Here is an 18,246-nt window from a genome sequence, read left to right as displayed (position 1 = left end):
TTTAATCTTAAACCACTTAAGATAGATTGAAATATTTAAAACTATACTTCACATAAGGCTTACCATTATTAATATATTTTTTAACAAAGTGCAAAAATTCATTTTTAATTTCGTCATCTGTGATGCTATTTGCTACATGAAACGTAAATAGGTCTTTATCTCCGAATACATCATAGATAAGTTTTTCGCTCAAACCATATTCGTCGTCGCTATGCATGTTTCTGATAATGAGTGATCTCAGAAAATGTCTTAAATCTTTTTCGTTGGTGTTATGTTTAAAAATCTTAATAGCTTCTTGATGTATTTGCCATGATTGATCATCATTTAATTCTTCTGCTTTCTCGTTGATCTTTACATTATAAGATCTTATACCCCAAAACATCCAAACAACTTCAGGTGGAATTATTTTGGGGCTTCTCTGTAATCCTTCAACTAGGCAATCAAATTGTACTTCATAAAGTACGCTTTCTTTAATAAAAATGCAATTTTCAAATTCAAGTAAAATGTTTCGGGCTAACTCAGCAAGAAATATATAAGATGAAATATGCTGCGTAAATAAATGTTTTAAATGTTTTGTGTGATCTTCATAATTGTCCTCGTATACGTTTGCAACTATTTGTTGATTTTTATTAAAATGTGTCCAGGTATACTTTTTAAAATTAAAAGCATTTAAACCGTCTTTTTTTATAAGTTCTGGTGCAATGAACCGAAAGAGTAAATTGGTGATTGTTTCATATATCTCTTTGCTTTTAAAATCAATGATTTCCATTTTCAAGATTCTAGAGCATAATGGTTTACATAGCCCCCTGTTTATTTGATCAATAACATAGGCTTCAGCATTTTTAGTATTAATAAGCATATGCTCACGGAAAGCGTGTTCTGATATCGCTATTGATGAAATACGGTTAGTGAAAAACAGATCAAACATCGCAGGGTTTTTGATTGACTTTATTTTATCTTTCGAATCAACAGTTAAATTTAAGTCGAAAAGGTAGTGCAGTAAACTTTTTATCAGTTTTTTGTCTGCTATATTATACTTGTTATCTAAAATGTCAATTAATAGATATGCTTTGTTATCACTTTTTTCAGATTTAACCAATTCATAGTCTCGTTTGTATGAAAAAGTATCATTTGAGGATAACAGTATTTCACTTCGTTTTTCATACAAGAGATCATATGCAATAGGAAATTTAAATTTCAGGAGTTGTGAGTAAAGCAATTGTGCAAAATCTACCTCATTGGAAATAAGGGAGTAAGTCAGTTTAAAACTGTTTACAAAACGTATGATATCTCTATGAGTATTAAATAGAGGTGAAATTGACTCCTCATACCCACTTTCAAAGTTAAGGGGTATAAAATTATCTTTTAAATATTTGAGATCATCTTCTTTGATTATTGATTTTAAGTTTTCTACCAAAGCGTCAGTAACTAAGTGATTTTCAGTTTTTGGCAAAGCTATTTCCAATTGAAATATCTTATCTAGATAATTAACTGATGTATTAAGGTTGATGGTTTGGATCGCCGACTCTACATACTGTCTGTCATAGGCCACTATGTATGTTACATTGCCAAAATTTGCTGTGTTTCTTATCAATCTTAGTACTTCCAGCACTTCCTCATTATGTAAACGATCTAAGTCGTCAATTACTACAATGATTTTACGGGGAAAAGAAACCATCATTTCATTGATTCTCTTTTTTTCGTCATTCAAGTCCCTTTCAAAAAATAATGTTGCATCTCGTAGGTTGTTCAGTAGGTTTCCGAACATTGTATCTTTATTATTCAATCTTCTATAATAATTGTATAGTGATGATGATAAAGTCTTGTTTTCTTTCGCCAAATTGATACTTAATTCATCAAAGAAATATTTGTGAATGTCTACCGCTGTATTCGCATCCCAAGGATTAAAGAATACAATGAGGGGTTTAAATTCATCATTATTTTTATTGATGGAAGTGGACGGTCCGATATGATCTTCTACTTTATTCTTTTTTAGACTATTACATATTAAATTAACAAAAGAAGATTTTCCAGAACCGTAGCAACCGGTAATTCCAACTGCAAATGCTTTAGTATTTGCAGTTAGCATTATTTGTTTCGCTATTTGTTCAGCAACTTGATTACGTTCGTAGGAATCACCTGCTGCATCAATGATGACGTTATCTTCGATAAATCCATCAGTAGTGTTATTATTTGATCTCAGTTTTTCGATACTTTTCAAATAGCTATGTCGTATCAATTGTATTAATGATGTGAAGGCAAATAGTTCGATATACTTTAAAGTAGGGTAGGTGGTAGATGTAAAAGACCAGTAATCATCAAATCGAATTATAGAATAAATTATTAGAAAACATAGTGCATACTTGATAATACCACGATGGTCCTTGTTTTTCCAAAAATGAATAGTAATTAAAATGAGCACAATGACTATGCAAAAACTTGTAAATAGATCCGATGTGACTCTACTAAATATTGGCTTGACTAGTAATGTGTTTAATACATCGTATATGGCATAACGAAATATGACCAATATACTAATCGTAACTAAGTAAGTTAATATTTTTATATATTGATTATTTTCTTCTTTGTTATCGTTATCTTTCATTTATGATTGGTATACGGAGTTATAAATTTATATTCTCTTTATAGAGTTATTATGGCTGCGAATAAGAAAATACTTTAACAGATTAATCGGTTAAACTATTTTTCTCGAAAATACAAAAATATCATCAGCAATCGAATTGTTAACTTTATTTTAATGGAACCATTACAATCGCAAAAAGAAGAAATTGATGCTATTTTAAACAAGATTTATAGTACTTGGAATTCCTACCTGTTTAAATACAAATTCTGCTTCAGTAAACTTAATTCAGGAGATGATTTAAAAACAAATTATTTCGGGGATCTTATGGGCTACTTTACAGATACGTTAGAGATTGTATTTGATAGTACTCCTCCCAAAGCTCGAAATTATACAGAGATGTTTACCTTTAATATTAGTTTTTTACAGGCAATCTATGTACAACAAGATTTTCTTGAGGAATTACTTTTTATTTTTAAAATGGGAGTTTCCAAAGGAGAACTTAAAAAGGATATAAATTATTATGTGAATCGTGATTTCGACCAAGTATGTATACCTAGTCGAAAGACAAAGGAACTTTTATGAAGTAAATTGATTAATAAACCATTAAATATGACAAATAGCGAAGCTAAATAAATAAATACGGGAAACCGTTTTTATTTATTGCTTGGTTTGGCGTATCTTAATGGCGGTAATTCCGAAACGGAATGCCTTATAACCCAGTTTTAATATGCGGAATACTCAAAACAATGACAGAATTGTAAAATTTGATATTCTTGGATTATTTGATTCAAGAAATATTTATATGGATTTATCGAATCCGTACAAAATTTTTGTAGGTGAGAATGGTTTAGGAAAAACAACAATTCTTAATATTATCTATTACACATTAAGTAATCAATTTAGCAAGCTTGCAAGAATAAAATTTAAAGAAGTTCAAATTCATTATCTTTCTGGAAGACAGTTTAGTTTTAAAAAGTCTGAATTAGGGGTGTTTGGACAGGAGGAATTTTTAGATCCTCGTGTTACTCTTGTAATCGATGCTATTAATGAAATATTGTCAGATGATCAAAAACTTGATTTAATAAATTCTCTAAATAGTAATGATAGGAGTGAAATAAGGAATACCTATGAAAAGTATACTCATATCATTAATGATTCGATTAGTGTTCCTTCAATGCGGATTAGGAAAGCTTTGTCCATCATGTATGATATTAGTTTGAGGAAATATCATGAGTTTAATTTATTAAACCAGCAAGAATTGAATATTATATACTTCCCAACTTACAGACGAATTGAGGAAGATTTAAAGAACCTAGGAATAAAATCTGATCTATCTCATCATGGTAATAATAGATTAATACAATTTGGGATGGAAGATGTAGAATTGGCAATATCTAATATTCTTAATGAAATTAAAAATGCCACATTAATTGGCTTTTCTTCGCTAGCAGGAGAACTTCTAAATCAATATGCTTCTAATCACTTAAGTATAAATAATTCGAGTGTAATAATTACAAGTGAAATCTTGAATATTGTTATGGAGAGAATTGGAGAAAATATTACCGTTCCGACAAAATTAGATATTTTGAATTTAGTTGAATCAAGAGAGATATTTAAAAATGAAGAAAAATATAAATATTTGTTAAATTTTATTTCTGAATTAATAAAATTATATTATGGTCAAGATCATTTAAATAATGTTTTGAAGGACTTTAGTGCAATTTGTTCTAAATATTTGAGAAATAAAAGTGTCGTTTATAATGAAAGTAAATTGACTGTTAACGTTATAGATAATAAAGCACGAGTCATCAACCTCAAAGATCTTTCCTCTGGAGAGAAGCAAATAATTTCTATTTTCTCTAGAATATATTTAGAGTCAAGCAACAATTTAATTGTGTTATTTGATGAACCCGAACTTTCATTATCCCTTGAATGGCAAAAAGAGTTACTTCCGGATATATTAGCATCGGATCGAGTTGAAATGTTGATATCAGTAACTCATTCTCCATTTATATTTCAGAATGATTTGGATAGTATAGCTGAAGATATGAATGAAATCGTAGAATTTTATGGTTAGTAGAATTGATACCCTAAGAGCTGAAAGAGAAAGTTCTTCAAGTGTTTATCTTCAAATTTTGAGAATGTCAAAAGATTATCCTGATTCTTTACTATGTTGTTTCGAAGGTGAAGATTTCAAGTATTACGGAATTAGGATTGAGAACCTCGCATTAAGAGAATATGATAAAATCAGACCTGTAAAATGTAAAGGGAAAGAAAATGTTTTAAAAGTATATAACCTCATTGCTAAAATCAGCAAGCTTAACAAAGCTAATATCTTATACTTTGTAGATAGAGATTTTGACAAACCGTTAATTGGTTACACAAACCTATATGAAACTCCATATTATTCAATTGAGAATTTCTATATTACTAGTTGCACAATTGAAAAAATTATAGAAAATGAGTTTAAAGTAGATGCTGAATTAGATATTTTTAAATATATCTTAGAGATTTTCACGAGAAGATTTCAAGATTTCCATACAGGAATATCATACTTAAATGCTTGGATATACTGTCAGAGACAAGATAAATCTATTAAGCTTAACTTATCTGATTTTAAATTAACCTCAGTTTTTGAATCAATAACTTTAGAGGAATTAAATTTCATTAAATATGATAGGTTATATTTAGAAAAGATTTTCCCAAAATCAAAATCAGTTCCGGATGTGGAAATAGAACAAGCTAAAGTAATACTAGAATCGAAACCTTATGAGAAATTTAGGGGAAAGTTTGAGGTTGATTTTTTACATATTATGATTGAATTATTAATTTCATCTGTAAAAAGAAGAACATCACCCTTTAATACAATAGCTAATGTATCATTGGTTTATTCTAGAAAAAATGTATTGTCAGAATTATCTCAATATGCTTATACGCCAAAGTGCTTGAAAGATTTTATTAAAGTCTGTGCATGAGATAAAAGTTTTATAGCTTGATTTAGCTGTAATTCGAAGAAAAGTAGATATGTTTTTTTGTTTAAAATTTTTAAAGAAAATTTAAGAGAGTGTAATTCAAACTGTGTTAATGGATAATTAACAAGAACTAAAAACCTCTATCAAGTTTGAGCCTATCACAAAATTTAATATGTTGTTGTGATAGGCTTAAGACCCAACTGTGTATTGTCATTCTCATTGTCCATTTCATTGATACATATTTTATCATCATGTAATTCATTCCTATGAATGACTGTTTTTAAAGTGAATAAACCTTTGTTTAATTAATATTTTATCGATCTTTCTGAGCTTGACTAGTTCTGCCAAAATCTTACTTAATAATTTTCGATTCAATATTAAATCATGTTATTTTCTATATCATTATCTTTTTGAAGATTTTTGATTGAAAAGTTGAATTTAGGTGCCGAATATTTATACCGTTTGAAAGAAATAATTGTACCAGTAGATATAAGAACATTTATTTGCTTATTTTTTCGTACCATAATTATATCTATCATTCGATTATTTTCAATTAAATTTAAATAATGCCAAGTAAGATGATCCGTTTCTTGAGTGGTTACGGTGCTTGTTCCTCCTCCAAGAAAGTAAATTCTGGAATCAAAGTTTAAATCTTTAGGTTTTTTTATTGGAAATTTACTGTTTGTATGTGCTACAATTGTAGGTATGAGAAAGTCAAAAGAAAATTCTTCTATATCTAAATCTCCAAAGGTTATAGCATCTTCATAATCACAGGATTCGAAAGCAAAAAAAAGAAAAGTAAGTTCTTCAATATTAAGAGCTCGGGCATCAATTAATTTAGATATTTTGTAAAGTGCAACGATATCCGGCAGTATGTCATGGGAAAGCCATTGCCTCAACATCCCTTGAATAAGCACAACTGCATCATCTGCAAAATACTTTACAACTAGGTCTGGGAAAACTAATAATTTTTGTTTAAGCAATTTTCCATCAATAATATGTACTTTAAAATTGAGTTCTCTTTGGCGTTTCTCAATATATTCTGCAGTCGCTATGGAAGGATAAGAATTTGTCATTAAAACAAAATGTTGAACTTTTTCTGCGACCGCCCAATCTAGTTTTCCAGATATTTGTTCTATGGGTATACCTTTCGAATAATGTTTACATTCGATAAACCATTTTTCCGTATAAGATGTAATTATAGGATTAATAACCGTGAATAATGCTTCTATATCTCTGCCTTTATCACCACCACCCTGCCTCCAGCTTAAGGAATGGAATTGGTATTTATGCAAGATATCATAGCATAGTTCTTCGAATTGCTTCCAATTAATTTTTTCAAATTTAATATCGGATTCTGTAAATGTCATGTAAGTTTCTTTTTTAGATTTATAATATCAAATATTGTTAACCTATATTTTTCCAAATTTTCTTAATTTCTCAACTTTAAGGGATTCAACTTCTTGAGTCAATTGTTTCTCTAATGTCGAAATGTTCCGCAACTGTTTAATTCTGTGATTTGTATGAAGATACGATTGAGATCTGAAGTCTCCTTGTATCGGTTTGAATTTTAGTGCTTCAGAGAAATTGTATTTAACATTATAAAATCCAACAATACCTTTAACCTCAAACTTATAGGTGATTGAAATTTCTTCTAATAATATAACATCTTTAAAATTGTCCTCCGAAATCTCACGCAATCCAACCAAATTTTTACCTCTAAATAGTATTATTAAATCCTTTTCGGTTTTGTCCTTATATAAATCAGGGATTTCCTGTGTTTCATCGAAAATAAATTTTAGCCCCTTGATATCCTGGTCAATGAATAAATTAGCATGGTCAATATTTATAAAGCTGAGAAGAAAGTTTACACGCTCACGATTTGAAGAGAAGTCGTTAAATGTAAGTTGTACAGTATCCTCTTTTATATGATTTTTCTCAATTAATTCAGCTTTAATCGATTCAACGATACGTCTTGCAATTACCTTTCCATCACGTGAATTGGTTTCTACGGTGTTTACTACGATGTGATCATCAATTTTCTTATATGATATTTTTATGGGTTCCCAAGTGGTATTAATTGCTACATGCTTAGTAATGTCCTTTTTTTCAACATATGCTGTGTAAACAAACATATCTGGAACCGAAGGATCTTCATTGAACTCTACCGAATTATCTAGTTTTGCTTGTAATCCTTCCGTAATTCTACTGAAATCAGGTTTAATCGAATTGAAAAGTGTTTTAACAGAGTCATTGCTATTTAAGGTGATAATAATAGGAGTACTAGTAACCGGCTTTTCTTTAACATTAATCAAATTTATAAAGTTGATCAGTTCGAGTGGACTAAATAATAAATTTGACATCAAATCGATCAGTTGCTTCTTATCTGCATTTTTAACAAAGATACCCCGTAATGAAAGAAAAATCTTAAGATCTTGCGCACTTACGCGATCGGTATTTAATATTGGCTTAAGCAAATCCCCATAAGGTAGTTGTTCTCTAAAAATTGGGTTTATACGAATTTCTTTATTTTCTTCAATAGCTTTCACATCACTAGCTAAATCTTTTGCGACGTCAATATCCATTTGGCTGATATTTTGAGTATCTACTTGTAAAGACTTGTAAACTTTAATCTTGCCTATCAGATCCGCATTTTCAAATGAATTAACAGCTTCTATAACTTCTCCTTTGTAACGATCATCAAAATCAGGGAAATAAATTATATATTCATTAGCCATGCCACTTGTCAGCACGATTAATAACCAGATTATTTTTTTTAAGCTTTCGTACTCATAGGCATCTGCACAAAAAAGTAAAACACTTATTTTACCATCACCTTCCTTGATAATGGGTAAGATATTAGTATTTATATATTCTGGAGGTAATTGTATACCCCTCTTTCCTATTTTATTATATGATAGATTGGATTCAGTGATTGGATATATAAATTTGACAACTTGTTCGGGTCGGTAATTTTTGGCTGTTGCTATCGAACTTATGATAAAGTTAGCTCTGGCATTGTCTACAAAATAATATTGCTGATCTAGTTGAAGACGTTCATTTCTAAAATAGTCCCTATTAACATCTGCAAAATCCATATTTAAATCTGTATTTTCAGTAGATATCCAGAACAAAATATTAAAAATATTATTGTTATTTGTGGGGGATATTTTTCGGTTTCTTTTAAATTCTTCAGTAACTTGATTAGTGGAGGTGAGAAAATTTAATATTTCAGTTTTTGTCGTTTCTGGATACTTGAAATCTTGTATAGAATTGAAAAAAATATGGTCAGTAGTATTATCCTTAAGTTTACTTTCCTGCGCAATGTAGTAATCTACAGTGGCAATTTTATCGCTAAGCGTTTTTTGATCATAAAATGTTATTATATGATTATCAGTGTAATTGCTCCAACCTATTAATTTTAAGAAGTTGGTTGTTATCTTTTGGTTTAAAGATAACTCAGCTTGACCATCTTCAAACGGCATAAACTTAATGAATGGATTCTTACTCACATGGCTTTCGATTTCTGAAAGCCACGTAAGTAATATTGTGTCAAATTCTTCGGCAGAGATAGTTTTACCGAAGATAGATTCTTTACTAAGTTTATAATTGAGACTATTTAATAATACCTCTTTTATTGTACTACTAATTTTAGAACGACCACTTCTTTCATAGAATTCATCTAGTTTTACTATAGAGTTATTTTGAAGGGATTCAAAATCAAGTGGTTTTACAGTAATTTTGACACCATTAATATCTTTTGCTTTATTCAATTTGGTATCAACATGGCCAATGCAGATCAATTCAAAGCAATCTGCGCTTGTTTGTTCTTTTAATTCTTCAGCCCAAGAATTCGCAGCCGAATAATTGATTGTATTTTGTGAAGATTTGATTTGAACCACTTTTTTGGTTCCATCGTTATACTCCCAGAGAACATCCACTTTTTCTGATTCATCTGAAGGTTCAAGAGTAACATTCTTCCATTCTGCCTTTTTAGATAAGCTTTCTAGTACAGTTACTATTGCCTGAAGTAAATATCCACGAATTCCATGTTGACCGCCCATATTTTTGAAGTTTAATTTATTTAAGTGTACGTAAAAAAAATGTTATGCATTAAAAGTCAGCAAAATAATTTAAATTGTTCACAATATTACAAATAAGTGTTTTGAGTGCTATTTCTGACGTAATGCCGTAAAAACGAAATCCAGCCATAGTCCTAAAGTATTTGACTTTAAAGTTGTCAAGTCAAAAGTAATAGATTGCATAAATCAAGTAGTTGTACTTATGAATAATAAGGACACTGGAGAACTAGCCACGGATTCAACTCTCATTTACATTTTATTATGAAGGTGGTTTATGCACTACAACCATTATTTATGTGAATTTGTTAAATGAGTATTCTGAATAAATCGTATTAACCACCTGTACTAAATCACAACAATATAGAGTTTCATCATCACCATGTTCTTGAATAATTTTTATTTAACTATTTCGCGTAGGTAGTAATTTTGTATATAGCATTCTGGCATAATAAATATTTCGTTATTGATAAAGTTTAAGAATCAAATTAATTATATAATTTTACATTTATGTTTTGTAACTTAAATAATCGTAGAGACATATTAATTTTCTGAAATGAGTTCCGTGATATGAATGAACTAAACTGTCTAGATGCGATTTGAGAAAACTTCTTAATTCTTTAAGATCAATCTTGTCCGGATCAAGTAATGGCGCGAGAATTAATTTACGTACGAAATCTTGTTCTCCAGCTAAAAGAGCCTTAAAAGAGCCATATTTTGCGTTAACTTCATCCTTTTTTAATAAGTATGTTCCATTAGGATAAAATGTTGATATTTTAATTGAATTTACTTTATTAACAAAATCCTCAGGCAAATTCAGAGTGCTACTTTGTAAGTTACCTTTCTCATCTAATAGTTGTGCATTTCTTAAATACTTAAAATATGGAATGAACTGATTCTTCAAGGTCGGTAATAACAACTCACATATTTGTAATGCATTCCAATTTTGTTCAACAATTACATCTCTTAATAAGGATCTAGCATCAATGCCCTTTATTCCTAAAGCACCGAGTTTGTCTTTTATACCAACACCATAGACAAATCCAACATTGGAAGAATCAAGCTGGTCCAAACTATCGGCCACATAAATGTTTGACTTGGGCTCATTTTCTTTTACAAATTCATAAATCATTTCTTTCATTTGTCTAAGAATCTTCACAGGTATTCTCTTTTTTAAATTTCCGAGAGCCTTAAAGATTTCAACATAAGATGAGAATTCAATTAGCTTGATCGGAATGACAGTCCCGTTAATCATTAAAGTACTGTCTAGAATCGTTGTTTCTTTCTGTTCTGAGCTCCATTGGCAGAAAATCAGCCGATCTTTTAGCTTATTGATATTATTGCGTGTTAAACAGCCTATAATGTTTTTAAAAATTTCCTGTACGTTTAAATCATCTAAACTGTATCCGAGGAAAACAATTGGATGCTCCATGAAAATAGTTAGGAGCTTCGCTGCTAAATATTGATTTCTTTCATTGAAGTCTTTGTAATCTTCTGCCGTTAAAATTAGGGACTCTGGATTTGAAACACATCCATGTATTTTGTAAATTTCCGCTACATTTAAGGTTTCAGAAAAAATAAGCTCTTCTTGGCCAATAATTTTTTTGAAATCAGGGAAAAAACTTTCTAATAAAAGATCCCAGTTTGTTGTTAGTATACCATCTATTTGAACTTCTTTTAGTAGGTCAATTTCCTCCATTAAATCCTTGATTTCAATGCCTTTTTCTTGAATATATTTTGAGACTTCGAATTTTAGAGGTGAATACTTGTTTGTGGCATTGTCTTGATAGATTTTTCGACTCTCTGAGAAAGGTTCCTCAACCCACCATACTTCATTAAATTCATTTCCCATTAATGAGGCAACTTCAGGTAAATTAACGGCATTTGAAGTATAAAATCTGAAAGGTTTCTTCAAATCCAAATGTTGATGTATTGAAGAAAGTAGCTCTATCCAAGTTTCCATGCCAATATATCGTCTTGAGAAACCAGAGCCAACAAATAAGAATGGGGCAGTTGAAAATTTCGCCAAGTGTTCTTTAAATATCTCTAAAAACATATTTTCTTAAGCTAATGTGATTATAAATTCTAAAAAGGTAAATTTCAAAATATATTCTTGTTTTAATAATTGTGTTTATATCTTCCTTTCCAGAAACAATTGGTGTTATAAACTCAATAAAAATACGGGACACTTTTTTTTATGTTGCTATTTTTTTATTATACTTTCGGAAAAATCCTTATACCACTTTGGATTGACTTTTTCTTTCGCTTTTTCAATTTGCTTTTCACTTAGAGGGAATTTGTAAATGAATTTTATAAAATTTTTGTGTGTACCTTCCTCTGTTACCCCATTAAGTGTTTCTACATTTTTTCTTAGAGTATACTTATGTATTTCTATGTTTCTTTCCTTAAATATTTCTGGCAGATTTTCTTTAAAAAGTTTATTAGAAAACTCCTCGTTAATATTTATACAATGATAAATTATCAAAGTGAGATAATAGGGGAGCGGTCCGTATGATATTTTTATATTCTTTTCTTGAATTACTTTTTGTAAGTTTTGCTTGAGGGAAGTATAAGGTTTAGCTTTAAATTTTGGGTTTAGATATTCTTTCACTTTAGAATTAAAAACTTTTTCAACAATGCTGTGCAGGGTGTTAACAGTTAATTCAATTTGACCCGATATTATTCCTAGATAGGTACCTTCATCTAAATCGGAATACTTGTCTATATCAAAGTGCTCAAGCCCTAAGTGCGTCCTCTGCTTTTCTAAGTTCTTAGTAACTATTTCTGATAGCATCATGATAATTAGATTATTTATTTTTTTGTTTTATCGATTTATTATTATTACTTTTGTTATAGTATAAGCGACTAATTTGATGAAGTTGAAATACTCCATCTTAACGATGTCACTCATGAACGAAGCTGTCAATTTCCACATGAGTAGATCGTGAGCTCGCTATCTATTGGATTTTATTATCTTTGTGATATTAATTCAATAGAGCGAAGCTCATGTAAATCTTCTGTGGATCCACAATTTTGGTTGTGGCGGTTCTTGACAGCACCAGTTCAGAAGTTTTGAGTTTCGCTCTATTTGGTATTTTACCAATTAAGCTTACTTTAAGCTTCTCGAGTCACATCGTTCGACATAACCAAAAATAATTATGATGATACGATTCAAAACCACCACAAGAACCACCAACGGCATGATCCAGGATTATTGTCTCCGGTTCGCACATTCCATTTTAAAAAAGAACATATCCTGTGCGCCAGAATAGGGCGTTTAGTAAAACATAAGTATAAATAGAATAGGAGAGTTTGTTCCAAAACTAAAAGGCGCATTTTGGTAAAAGCATGGGGTAGCAACCATACTTAATATTAAAAATGACGTTCTAATAAGGTTAAAACTAGCTTGTTCCCATACTATTATGGCTTATGTTACCGACTTTCATTTTGATATACAATTGCTTGCATAGGCTAAATTGGATCGGATTTTAACGTTTTGCAACTTAAAATTACACTTTTCTAGTCATAAAGCAAATTATTGTCATCAAGTTTTATTGAATTACATCAATAATGGAAAGTCGGTTCTTGTTCTTTAACCCAAATAATGCAATAATGAAGACCATTATATAACCAATTGACGACGACGTAAAATTGCATTTTCTTGATTTAATATTTTTTTAACTGGTTTCCTTACAGCGCGAGCCATGTCCAAATAGTTCGGTTTCAAGGGGACCAATTTAAACTAAAAAAAATGCAAAATACTTGCTATTGGGAGAGCTATGCGCTAACCCTAAGGGAAGAAATGTCTTCTTATCTGCGCGAAAATCGTGTTCCAGTTATTAAAAAGCAAACTATGATCACTCTTTTGCCCGAACGATTCTTTAAAAATGTGTCGTTACCAATTTCCGAATGCTCCGCGCAATCGGCGATGAAGTATGTCAAGCAAGAAAGACCGAAGCATCGTTATTACTCGCTCATGATCCGCTTGTTAGAGCCTTCGGATTCTTTCAGTATGGTGGTGCGCAATGACAATACCGATGTACTTCGGATCTCACTGATCAATATGACCGTCTATGAGATTTATCTCTTTGCCTTGGGACTGCCAGCTAACTTTCCGATCAACCAAATACTGGTGTTGGGAGAGCATAAGGAGCAGTTCATACCTATAGAGAAAGAGGAGGGTATCTCTTCATATTGTTATGAACTGGCAGTACCTGCACGGACAGAAAGGGAAGAGTACCGACAACGGATACTGAACGATCTCAATATGCACTTTGGAATAGAAGTGACCTTAGAAAGATTGACCATCGTAAAAGATAGTCGGAAGGTATTGAACATAGCAGGAGAGTCTGTTGAGCTGATCTGGGAGGAACAGCTTATGATGATCATTAAAGCCAAAAGAACGGTAAAAGAAAACCAAGATTTAATCTTAGAAAAGTATTAGTAAAGTTTCACTACCTGTGATCTCCGGATGCTGCCGAGGGAAAAAGGCTTCACGATCAAGTCTCCCTCGGTAGTAAATGGAGCAGGGGAGCTTTATGTCCAAAAAATTAAAATAATGAATATAACCATACAATATATAGTCAAGTTCTGGGATTATCTCGGAAAACTATTTAAGCCTGAAAGGGAGGGAGGGCTGTTGAGCAGAAAGAATACGGAATTCCCTGAGTATTCTGGTGTTAAAAATACACTAGAAAATAATATTGCACAAGCAACTAATGTTGGTTTTATCAGTCAATATGGCTTTGAAGAAGATTCGACAAGCGTTCGAGACAGCGTCGTACCACAGTCGGGACAGGTTCGGAAATCCTTCGGCAGTTCTTCGACTGCTGTTCGGCAAGTTGTCGAAGGCCAGTCGAAGCGCAGTCGAACAGCACCCGAACAAGACTCGAAGGAGTGTCGAACACGTCTCGAAGCGCACTCGAACAACAGTCGAACAGAAGTCGAACAAAAAAAAGCAAAAAGTACAAATTTTGTTTTTTTCTTGACGGCTAAAATCGTTTTTGATGTACGGTCAGTGTACGGAGTATTCACGAATGCCCTACTGAAAAGGTGCCAAAAAGGTACTGGGAATGTACTGAAGAGTTACCAAAGAGCTACTGGAGCCAATAGCTTGGTTGAGGGACAATCAATGCTTCGCAGGAGCTTTATCGATATATCATGCCAGATTAACCATTCCTACAAGAGTGCTTTATCTAAAATAAGAAGATTTAAGCGATCCAATTTCTTTTGTCAGGCATCTGAGTGGTTTTGCATTAATAATCTGTTTAATCGCTTAAAATGCTTTTCAAATCAAGTGCAAGGAGGTGTTAGAGATGTTGTGAAAGCGGGTTTTGTGAGTCGAATGCCAAAAAGAGCGTTTTCAGCAGTGTTTTTTTTACTGCTATTGATGACTTTCGGAGCGGTATCCGCACAAGCTCAGAGTAAGCAAAATAATGTGTTACAGGGTACGGTCATTTCTGCTGTAGATAAGAAGCCTTTACAGGCTGTATCCGTGCGTGTTGAAGCGGATAATGTGAAGACATCGACCAAGAAAGATGGTTCTTTCAGCATCGCTGTCGCTCAGCGTAGCGGCAAAGTGAAGTTCACCTCTGTCGGCTATAAAACCCTAGAGCTGGATTATATTGCAGGCGTATCATTGCATGTACAACTATATGCTGTGGAGAATCAACTTGACGAAGTGGAGGTTGTGTCTACAGGATACCAAAAAATACCAAAAGAAAGAGCGACTGGGAGTTTTGAGTTTGTGGATATTAAGTTACTGAATCAACGGGTAGGAACTACAATTTTGGATCGTTTGGAAAATGCTAGCGCCAGCCTTCGATTTGATAAAGATTTCCAGTTTGCAGATCGGACTAGTTACATTAATACTCCTCAATATCACTTTAATATCAGAGGTCCCGCTACTATGTCAGGAGCAGGGGAAACAACCATCATATTAGACAATGTAGTGTATACTGGTGATATTCGTGACATCAACCCTAACGATATTGAAAGTGTCACCATATTGAAAGACGCTGTCGCAGCATCCATTTGGGGTATAAATGCTGGGGAAGGAGTAATTGTTTTAACAACGAAAAAAGGAAATTATAATGCACCATTCAAGTTATCGTTCAACTCTAACTTTACGGTAATGGATAAGCCTGACATTTATGCCTTACCGTTTATGAACAGCAGCGACTTTATTGAATATGAATCTTTTCTTTTTGGAAAGGGGTATTTTGATCGCAAATTGAAGGATAAAAATAGTTATCCAACTTTAAGTCCTGTTGTTGAATTGTTGGATGCAGTTCGTCAGAACCAGATTACTCAAGCGGAAGCTGATGCGCAGATATTAAGATATAAGGGATACGATCTGCGCGATGACTATAAAAAATATGTATACCGCAGATCTTTTAATAGACAGTATGCGCTCCATCTATCTGGTGGAAACCAGAAAGTAGCTTACTCCATGTCGGTGGGTCAGGATAATAATGACGGTCAGTTTAGAAATAATTATGTTAAGCGTACAACAGTACGGTCATCTATTAAAGCCTCACCTGTTGAAAAACTTGAGTTTACGGCAGATGTTGCATACGCACATACCAAAACTTCAGACAATAGTATAAGTGCACCAATTGCTTATGGGACGCTAGATGCTGGCGGTGGAGCAGGAGCTTGGCCTTATCTCAGATTAGTGGATGATAATGGAAATCCGATTCCGATTGATCTTGCAGTATATAGAAAAAGCTATCGGGATACAGCGGGAAACGGAAATTTGTTAAATTGGAGTTATAACCCAATTAAAGAGCAGGACGATAATTACAGCAAAACTAATCCCAAAGATCTATCTCTTAATTTTTCACTTAAATATAAGTTATTGCCATCGTTAAATTTACAGGCGCTATATGCTTTTCAATCTGTACAAAATGATATTTCGGACTGGAGTGGCATCGGTACGTATTCTACTAGGAATATGATCAATCTATATACACAGTGGAATGATGAGAAAATTTTAAAACGTCCAGTACCTGTCGGTGATCGCATGAATCTGATGTTTAATCATACTTCGAGTTATACAGCAAGGTTTCAGGCAGATTATTCTTTTGAAGACCAGTTAAAAAAACATAGACTGGATTTAATGGCTGGCAGTGAAATCCGACAAAGAAGTTTCAGAAGTAATTCTTATGGCATGTACGGATATAATCACGATAATCTGACCCACATACCGGTGGATTATGTTACTATTAATCCTATTCTTAACAAAAGAATAGGCGGATCGAAAATCAGTGATCTGATAACATCCCAAAGTCTGTTGAACAGGTATCTTTCTTTTTTCGGAAACTTAAATTATACTTTATCAAAAAAATATATTTTATCGGCAAGTCTTCGGCAGGATGCATCGAATTTATTTGGTGTAAAATCAAATCAGAAATGGAACCCCTTGTGGTCAGTGGGGGGCGCATGGTCGATACACGATGAAGAGTTTTATAATATAGACTGGTTGAACTATCTGAAGGTAAGAGCAACTTATGGTTATTCAGGTCGTGCAAATACAAGTAGCAGTGCCCTGCCAATTATCTACCACCGTGGATCAGATAATATTACGGGGCTTCCTTTTGCTAATATAACAAGTCCTTCGAATCCTTCTTTGAAATGGGAGAAAATTGGAACATTAAACCTAGGTGTTGATTTTAAGTTGTTATCGGATCGAGTAAGTGGGTCTTTTGAATGGTACCGTCGTCGTTCAACGGATTTATTGACCAGTGTATTGATTGATCCTACAACAGGTTACGAGTCAATGCTCAAAAACGGAGGTGAGCTTGTCGCAAAAGGTTTTGAACTTACTTTGAATACATTGAACTTGAACATCGGTAAGTTCTCATGGAATAGCACGTTTATGCTCAGCCGTAACCGTACACAGGTAGCTAAATATTTTTATGACTGGAGTTATCCGGCAGATTATGCCTTAAGTGGAAGTGCTGTAAATTCTATCATGAAGCAAGGACATGATTATGGAAGTGTATTTGCCTTTCGGACTGCTGGTCTTGATCATGACACAGGCAATCCAATTGGTTATAATGAAAATAAAGAGAGCATGGACTACAGCAGTATTTTATATGGTTCTATGGATAATATCCGTGATGTCGGACCAGGTATACCTGTTTTTTATGGTTCATTGGGTAATGAATTTAATTATGGAGCACTGTCTCTCAAAGTCAATATGCAGGCAAGATGGGGACACTACTTTTTAAGAAATAGTTTTTCTGACGTAGATGTAGCCGAATATCGAGTAGGACATGAGGATTATGCTATGAGATGGCAAAAACCTGGCGATGAGAAATGGACGAATGTACCTGCTGTCAAGTATCCATTTGATAGCAATAGAAAGAACTTTTATAAGAGCTCTGATCTACTTGTTGAAAGGGGAGATAATGTTCGTTTGCAGGATATTTATGTGTCATATCAGTTCGGGAAACTTAGAAAGCTGAAAAGTTTTTCAATGTATGCATTTGTCAAAAATATGAATGTTATCCTTTGGAGAGCTAATAAAAAGGGTATTGATCCTGAGTATAGAGACGCAATACCACTACCATTATCTATTTCTATAGGTGCTACAGTCGGAATCTAA

Annotated in this window: 10 protein-coding genes; 5 read left to right on the top strand and 5 right to left on the bottom strand. The window is 32.5% G+C overall.

What is annotated here, in order from left to right:
* Window positions 1-16 precede the first annotated feature (16 nt).
* Window positions 17-2,605: a P-loop NTPase fold protein gene (locus JAZ75_RS21540; protein ID WP_208698385.1), complete on the bottom strand. Its 2,589-nt coding sequence runs from the start codon at window positions 2,603-2,605 to the stop codon at window positions 17-19.
* Window positions 2,606-2,758: 153 nt separating this feature from the next.
* Between JAZ75_RS21540 and JAZ75_RS21535 the strand changes: the two genes are divergently transcribed.
* The 3 genes from JAZ75_RS21535 to JAZ75_RS21525 all read left to right on the top strand — a co-directional run bounded on the left by JAZ75_RS21535 (window position 2,759) and on the right by JAZ75_RS21525 (window position 5,559).
* Window positions 2,759-3,166 (top strand): hypothetical protein, encoded by a 408-nt coding sequence (locus JAZ75_RS21535; RefSeq protein ID WP_208698383.1) that lies wholly within the window; start codon window positions 2,759-2,761, stop codon window positions 3,164-3,166.
* Window positions 3,167-3,311: 145 nt separating this feature from the next.
* Entirely contained in the window at window positions 3,312-4,661 is a 1,350-nt protein-coding gene (locus JAZ75_RS21530; protein ID WP_208698381.1) for an AAA family ATPase, read from the top strand.
* Complete coding sequence (locus JAZ75_RS21525; protein WP_208698379.1) at window positions 4,654-5,559, top strand: DUF4435 domain-containing protein; 906 nt, start codon at window positions 4,654-4,656, stop codon at window positions 5,557-5,559. The genes JAZ75_RS21530 and JAZ75_RS21525 overlap by 8 nt, the downstream gene beginning before the upstream one ends.
* 374 nt (window positions 5,560-5,933) lie before the next feature.
* Here the strand turns inward: JAZ75_RS21525 and JAZ75_RS21520 are convergent, their stop codons facing one another.
* From JAZ75_RS21520 to JAZ75_RS21505, 4 genes are all read right to left on the bottom strand, one after another.
* Window positions 5,934-6,926 (bottom strand): restriction endonuclease, encoded by a 993-nt coding sequence (locus JAZ75_RS21520; protein WP_208698377.1) that lies wholly within the window; start codon window positions 6,924-6,926, stop codon window positions 5,934-5,936.
* A gap of 42 nt (window positions 6,927-6,968) precedes the next feature.
* Window positions 6,969-9,620, bottom strand: coding sequence for a hypothetical protein (locus tag JAZ75_RS21515; protein WP_208698375.1), 2,652 nt, complete (start codon window positions 9,618-9,620; stop codon window positions 6,969-6,971).
* Between the two features lie 523 nt (window positions 9,621-10,143).
* Window positions 10,144-11,691 (bottom strand): SIR2 family protein, encoded by a 1,548-nt coding sequence (locus JAZ75_RS21510; RefSeq protein ID WP_208698373.1) that lies wholly within the window; start codon window positions 11,689-11,691, stop codon window positions 10,144-10,146.
* Window positions 11,692-11,838: 147 nt separating this feature from the next.
* Complete coding sequence (locus JAZ75_RS21505) at window positions 11,839-12,432, bottom strand: hypothetical protein (protein WP_208698371.1); 594 nt, start codon at window positions 12,430-12,432, stop codon at window positions 11,839-11,841.
* Between the two features lie 954 nt (window positions 12,433-13,386).
* On the opposite strand from JAZ75_RS21505, the gene JAZ75_RS21500 reads away from it, so the two are divergent.
* Window positions 13,387-14,079: a hypothetical protein gene (locus JAZ75_RS21500; protein ID WP_208698369.1), complete on the top strand. Its 693-nt coding sequence runs from the start codon at window positions 13,387-13,389 to the stop codon at window positions 14,077-14,079.
* A 114-nt stretch (window positions 14,080-14,193) separates the two neighbouring features.
* Window positions 14,194-18,246 (top strand): SusC/RagA family TonB-linked outer membrane protein, encoded by a 4,053-nt coding sequence (locus JAZ75_RS21495; RefSeq protein WP_208698367.1) that lies wholly within the window; start codon window positions 14,194-14,196, stop codon window positions 18,244-18,246.

It is taken from the genome of Sphingobacterium sp. UDSM-2020, from assembly GCF_016132525.1.
GTDB classification, from domain to species: Bacteria; Bacteroidota; Bacteroidia; order Sphingobacteriales; family Sphingobacteriaceae; genus Sphingobacterium; species Sphingobacterium anhuiense.
Note: the sequence above shows the minus strand (reverse complement) of the source record. Positions and strands in the feature narration are given on the sequence as shown.

Bases quoted from the DNA above. Each gene is read 5' to 3' on its own strand.
- JAZ75_RS21540 (WP_208698385.1), bottom strand. From the start codon at position 2,605: ATGAAAGATAACGATAACAAAGAAGAAAATAATCAATATATAAAAATA.
- JAZ75_RS21535 (WP_208698383.1), top strand. From the start codon at position 2,759: ATGGAACCATTACAATCGCAAAAAGAAGAAATTGATGCTATTTTAAAC.
- JAZ75_RS21530 (WP_208698381.1), top strand. From the start codon at position 3,312: ATGCGGAATACTCAAAACAATGACAGAATTGTAAAATTTGATATTCTT.
- JAZ75_RS21525 (WP_208698379.1), top strand. From the start codon at position 4,654: ATGGTTAGTAGAATTGATACCCTAAGAGCTGAAAGAGAAAGTTCTTCA.
- JAZ75_RS21520 (WP_208698377.1), bottom strand. From the start codon at position 6,926: ATGACATTTACAGAATCCGATATTAAATTTGAAAAAATTAATTGGAAG.
- JAZ75_RS21515 (WP_208698375.1), bottom strand. From the start codon at position 9,620: ATGGGCGGTCAACATGGAATTCGTGGATATTTACTTCAGGCAATAGTA.
- JAZ75_RS21510 (WP_208698373.1), bottom strand. From the start codon at position 11,691: ATGTTTTTAGAGATATTTAAAGAACACTTGGCGAAATTTTCAACTGCC.
- JAZ75_RS21505 (WP_208698371.1), bottom strand. From the start codon at position 12,432: ATGATGCTATCAGAAATAGTTACTAAGAACTTAGAAAAGCAGAGGACG.
- JAZ75_RS21500 (WP_208698369.1), top strand. From the start codon at position 13,387: ATGCAAAATACTTGCTATTGGGAGAGCTATGCGCTAACCCTAAGGGAA.
- JAZ75_RS21495 (WP_208698367.1), top strand. From the start codon at position 14,194: ATGAATATAACCATACAATATATAGTCAAGTTCTGGGATTATCTCGGA.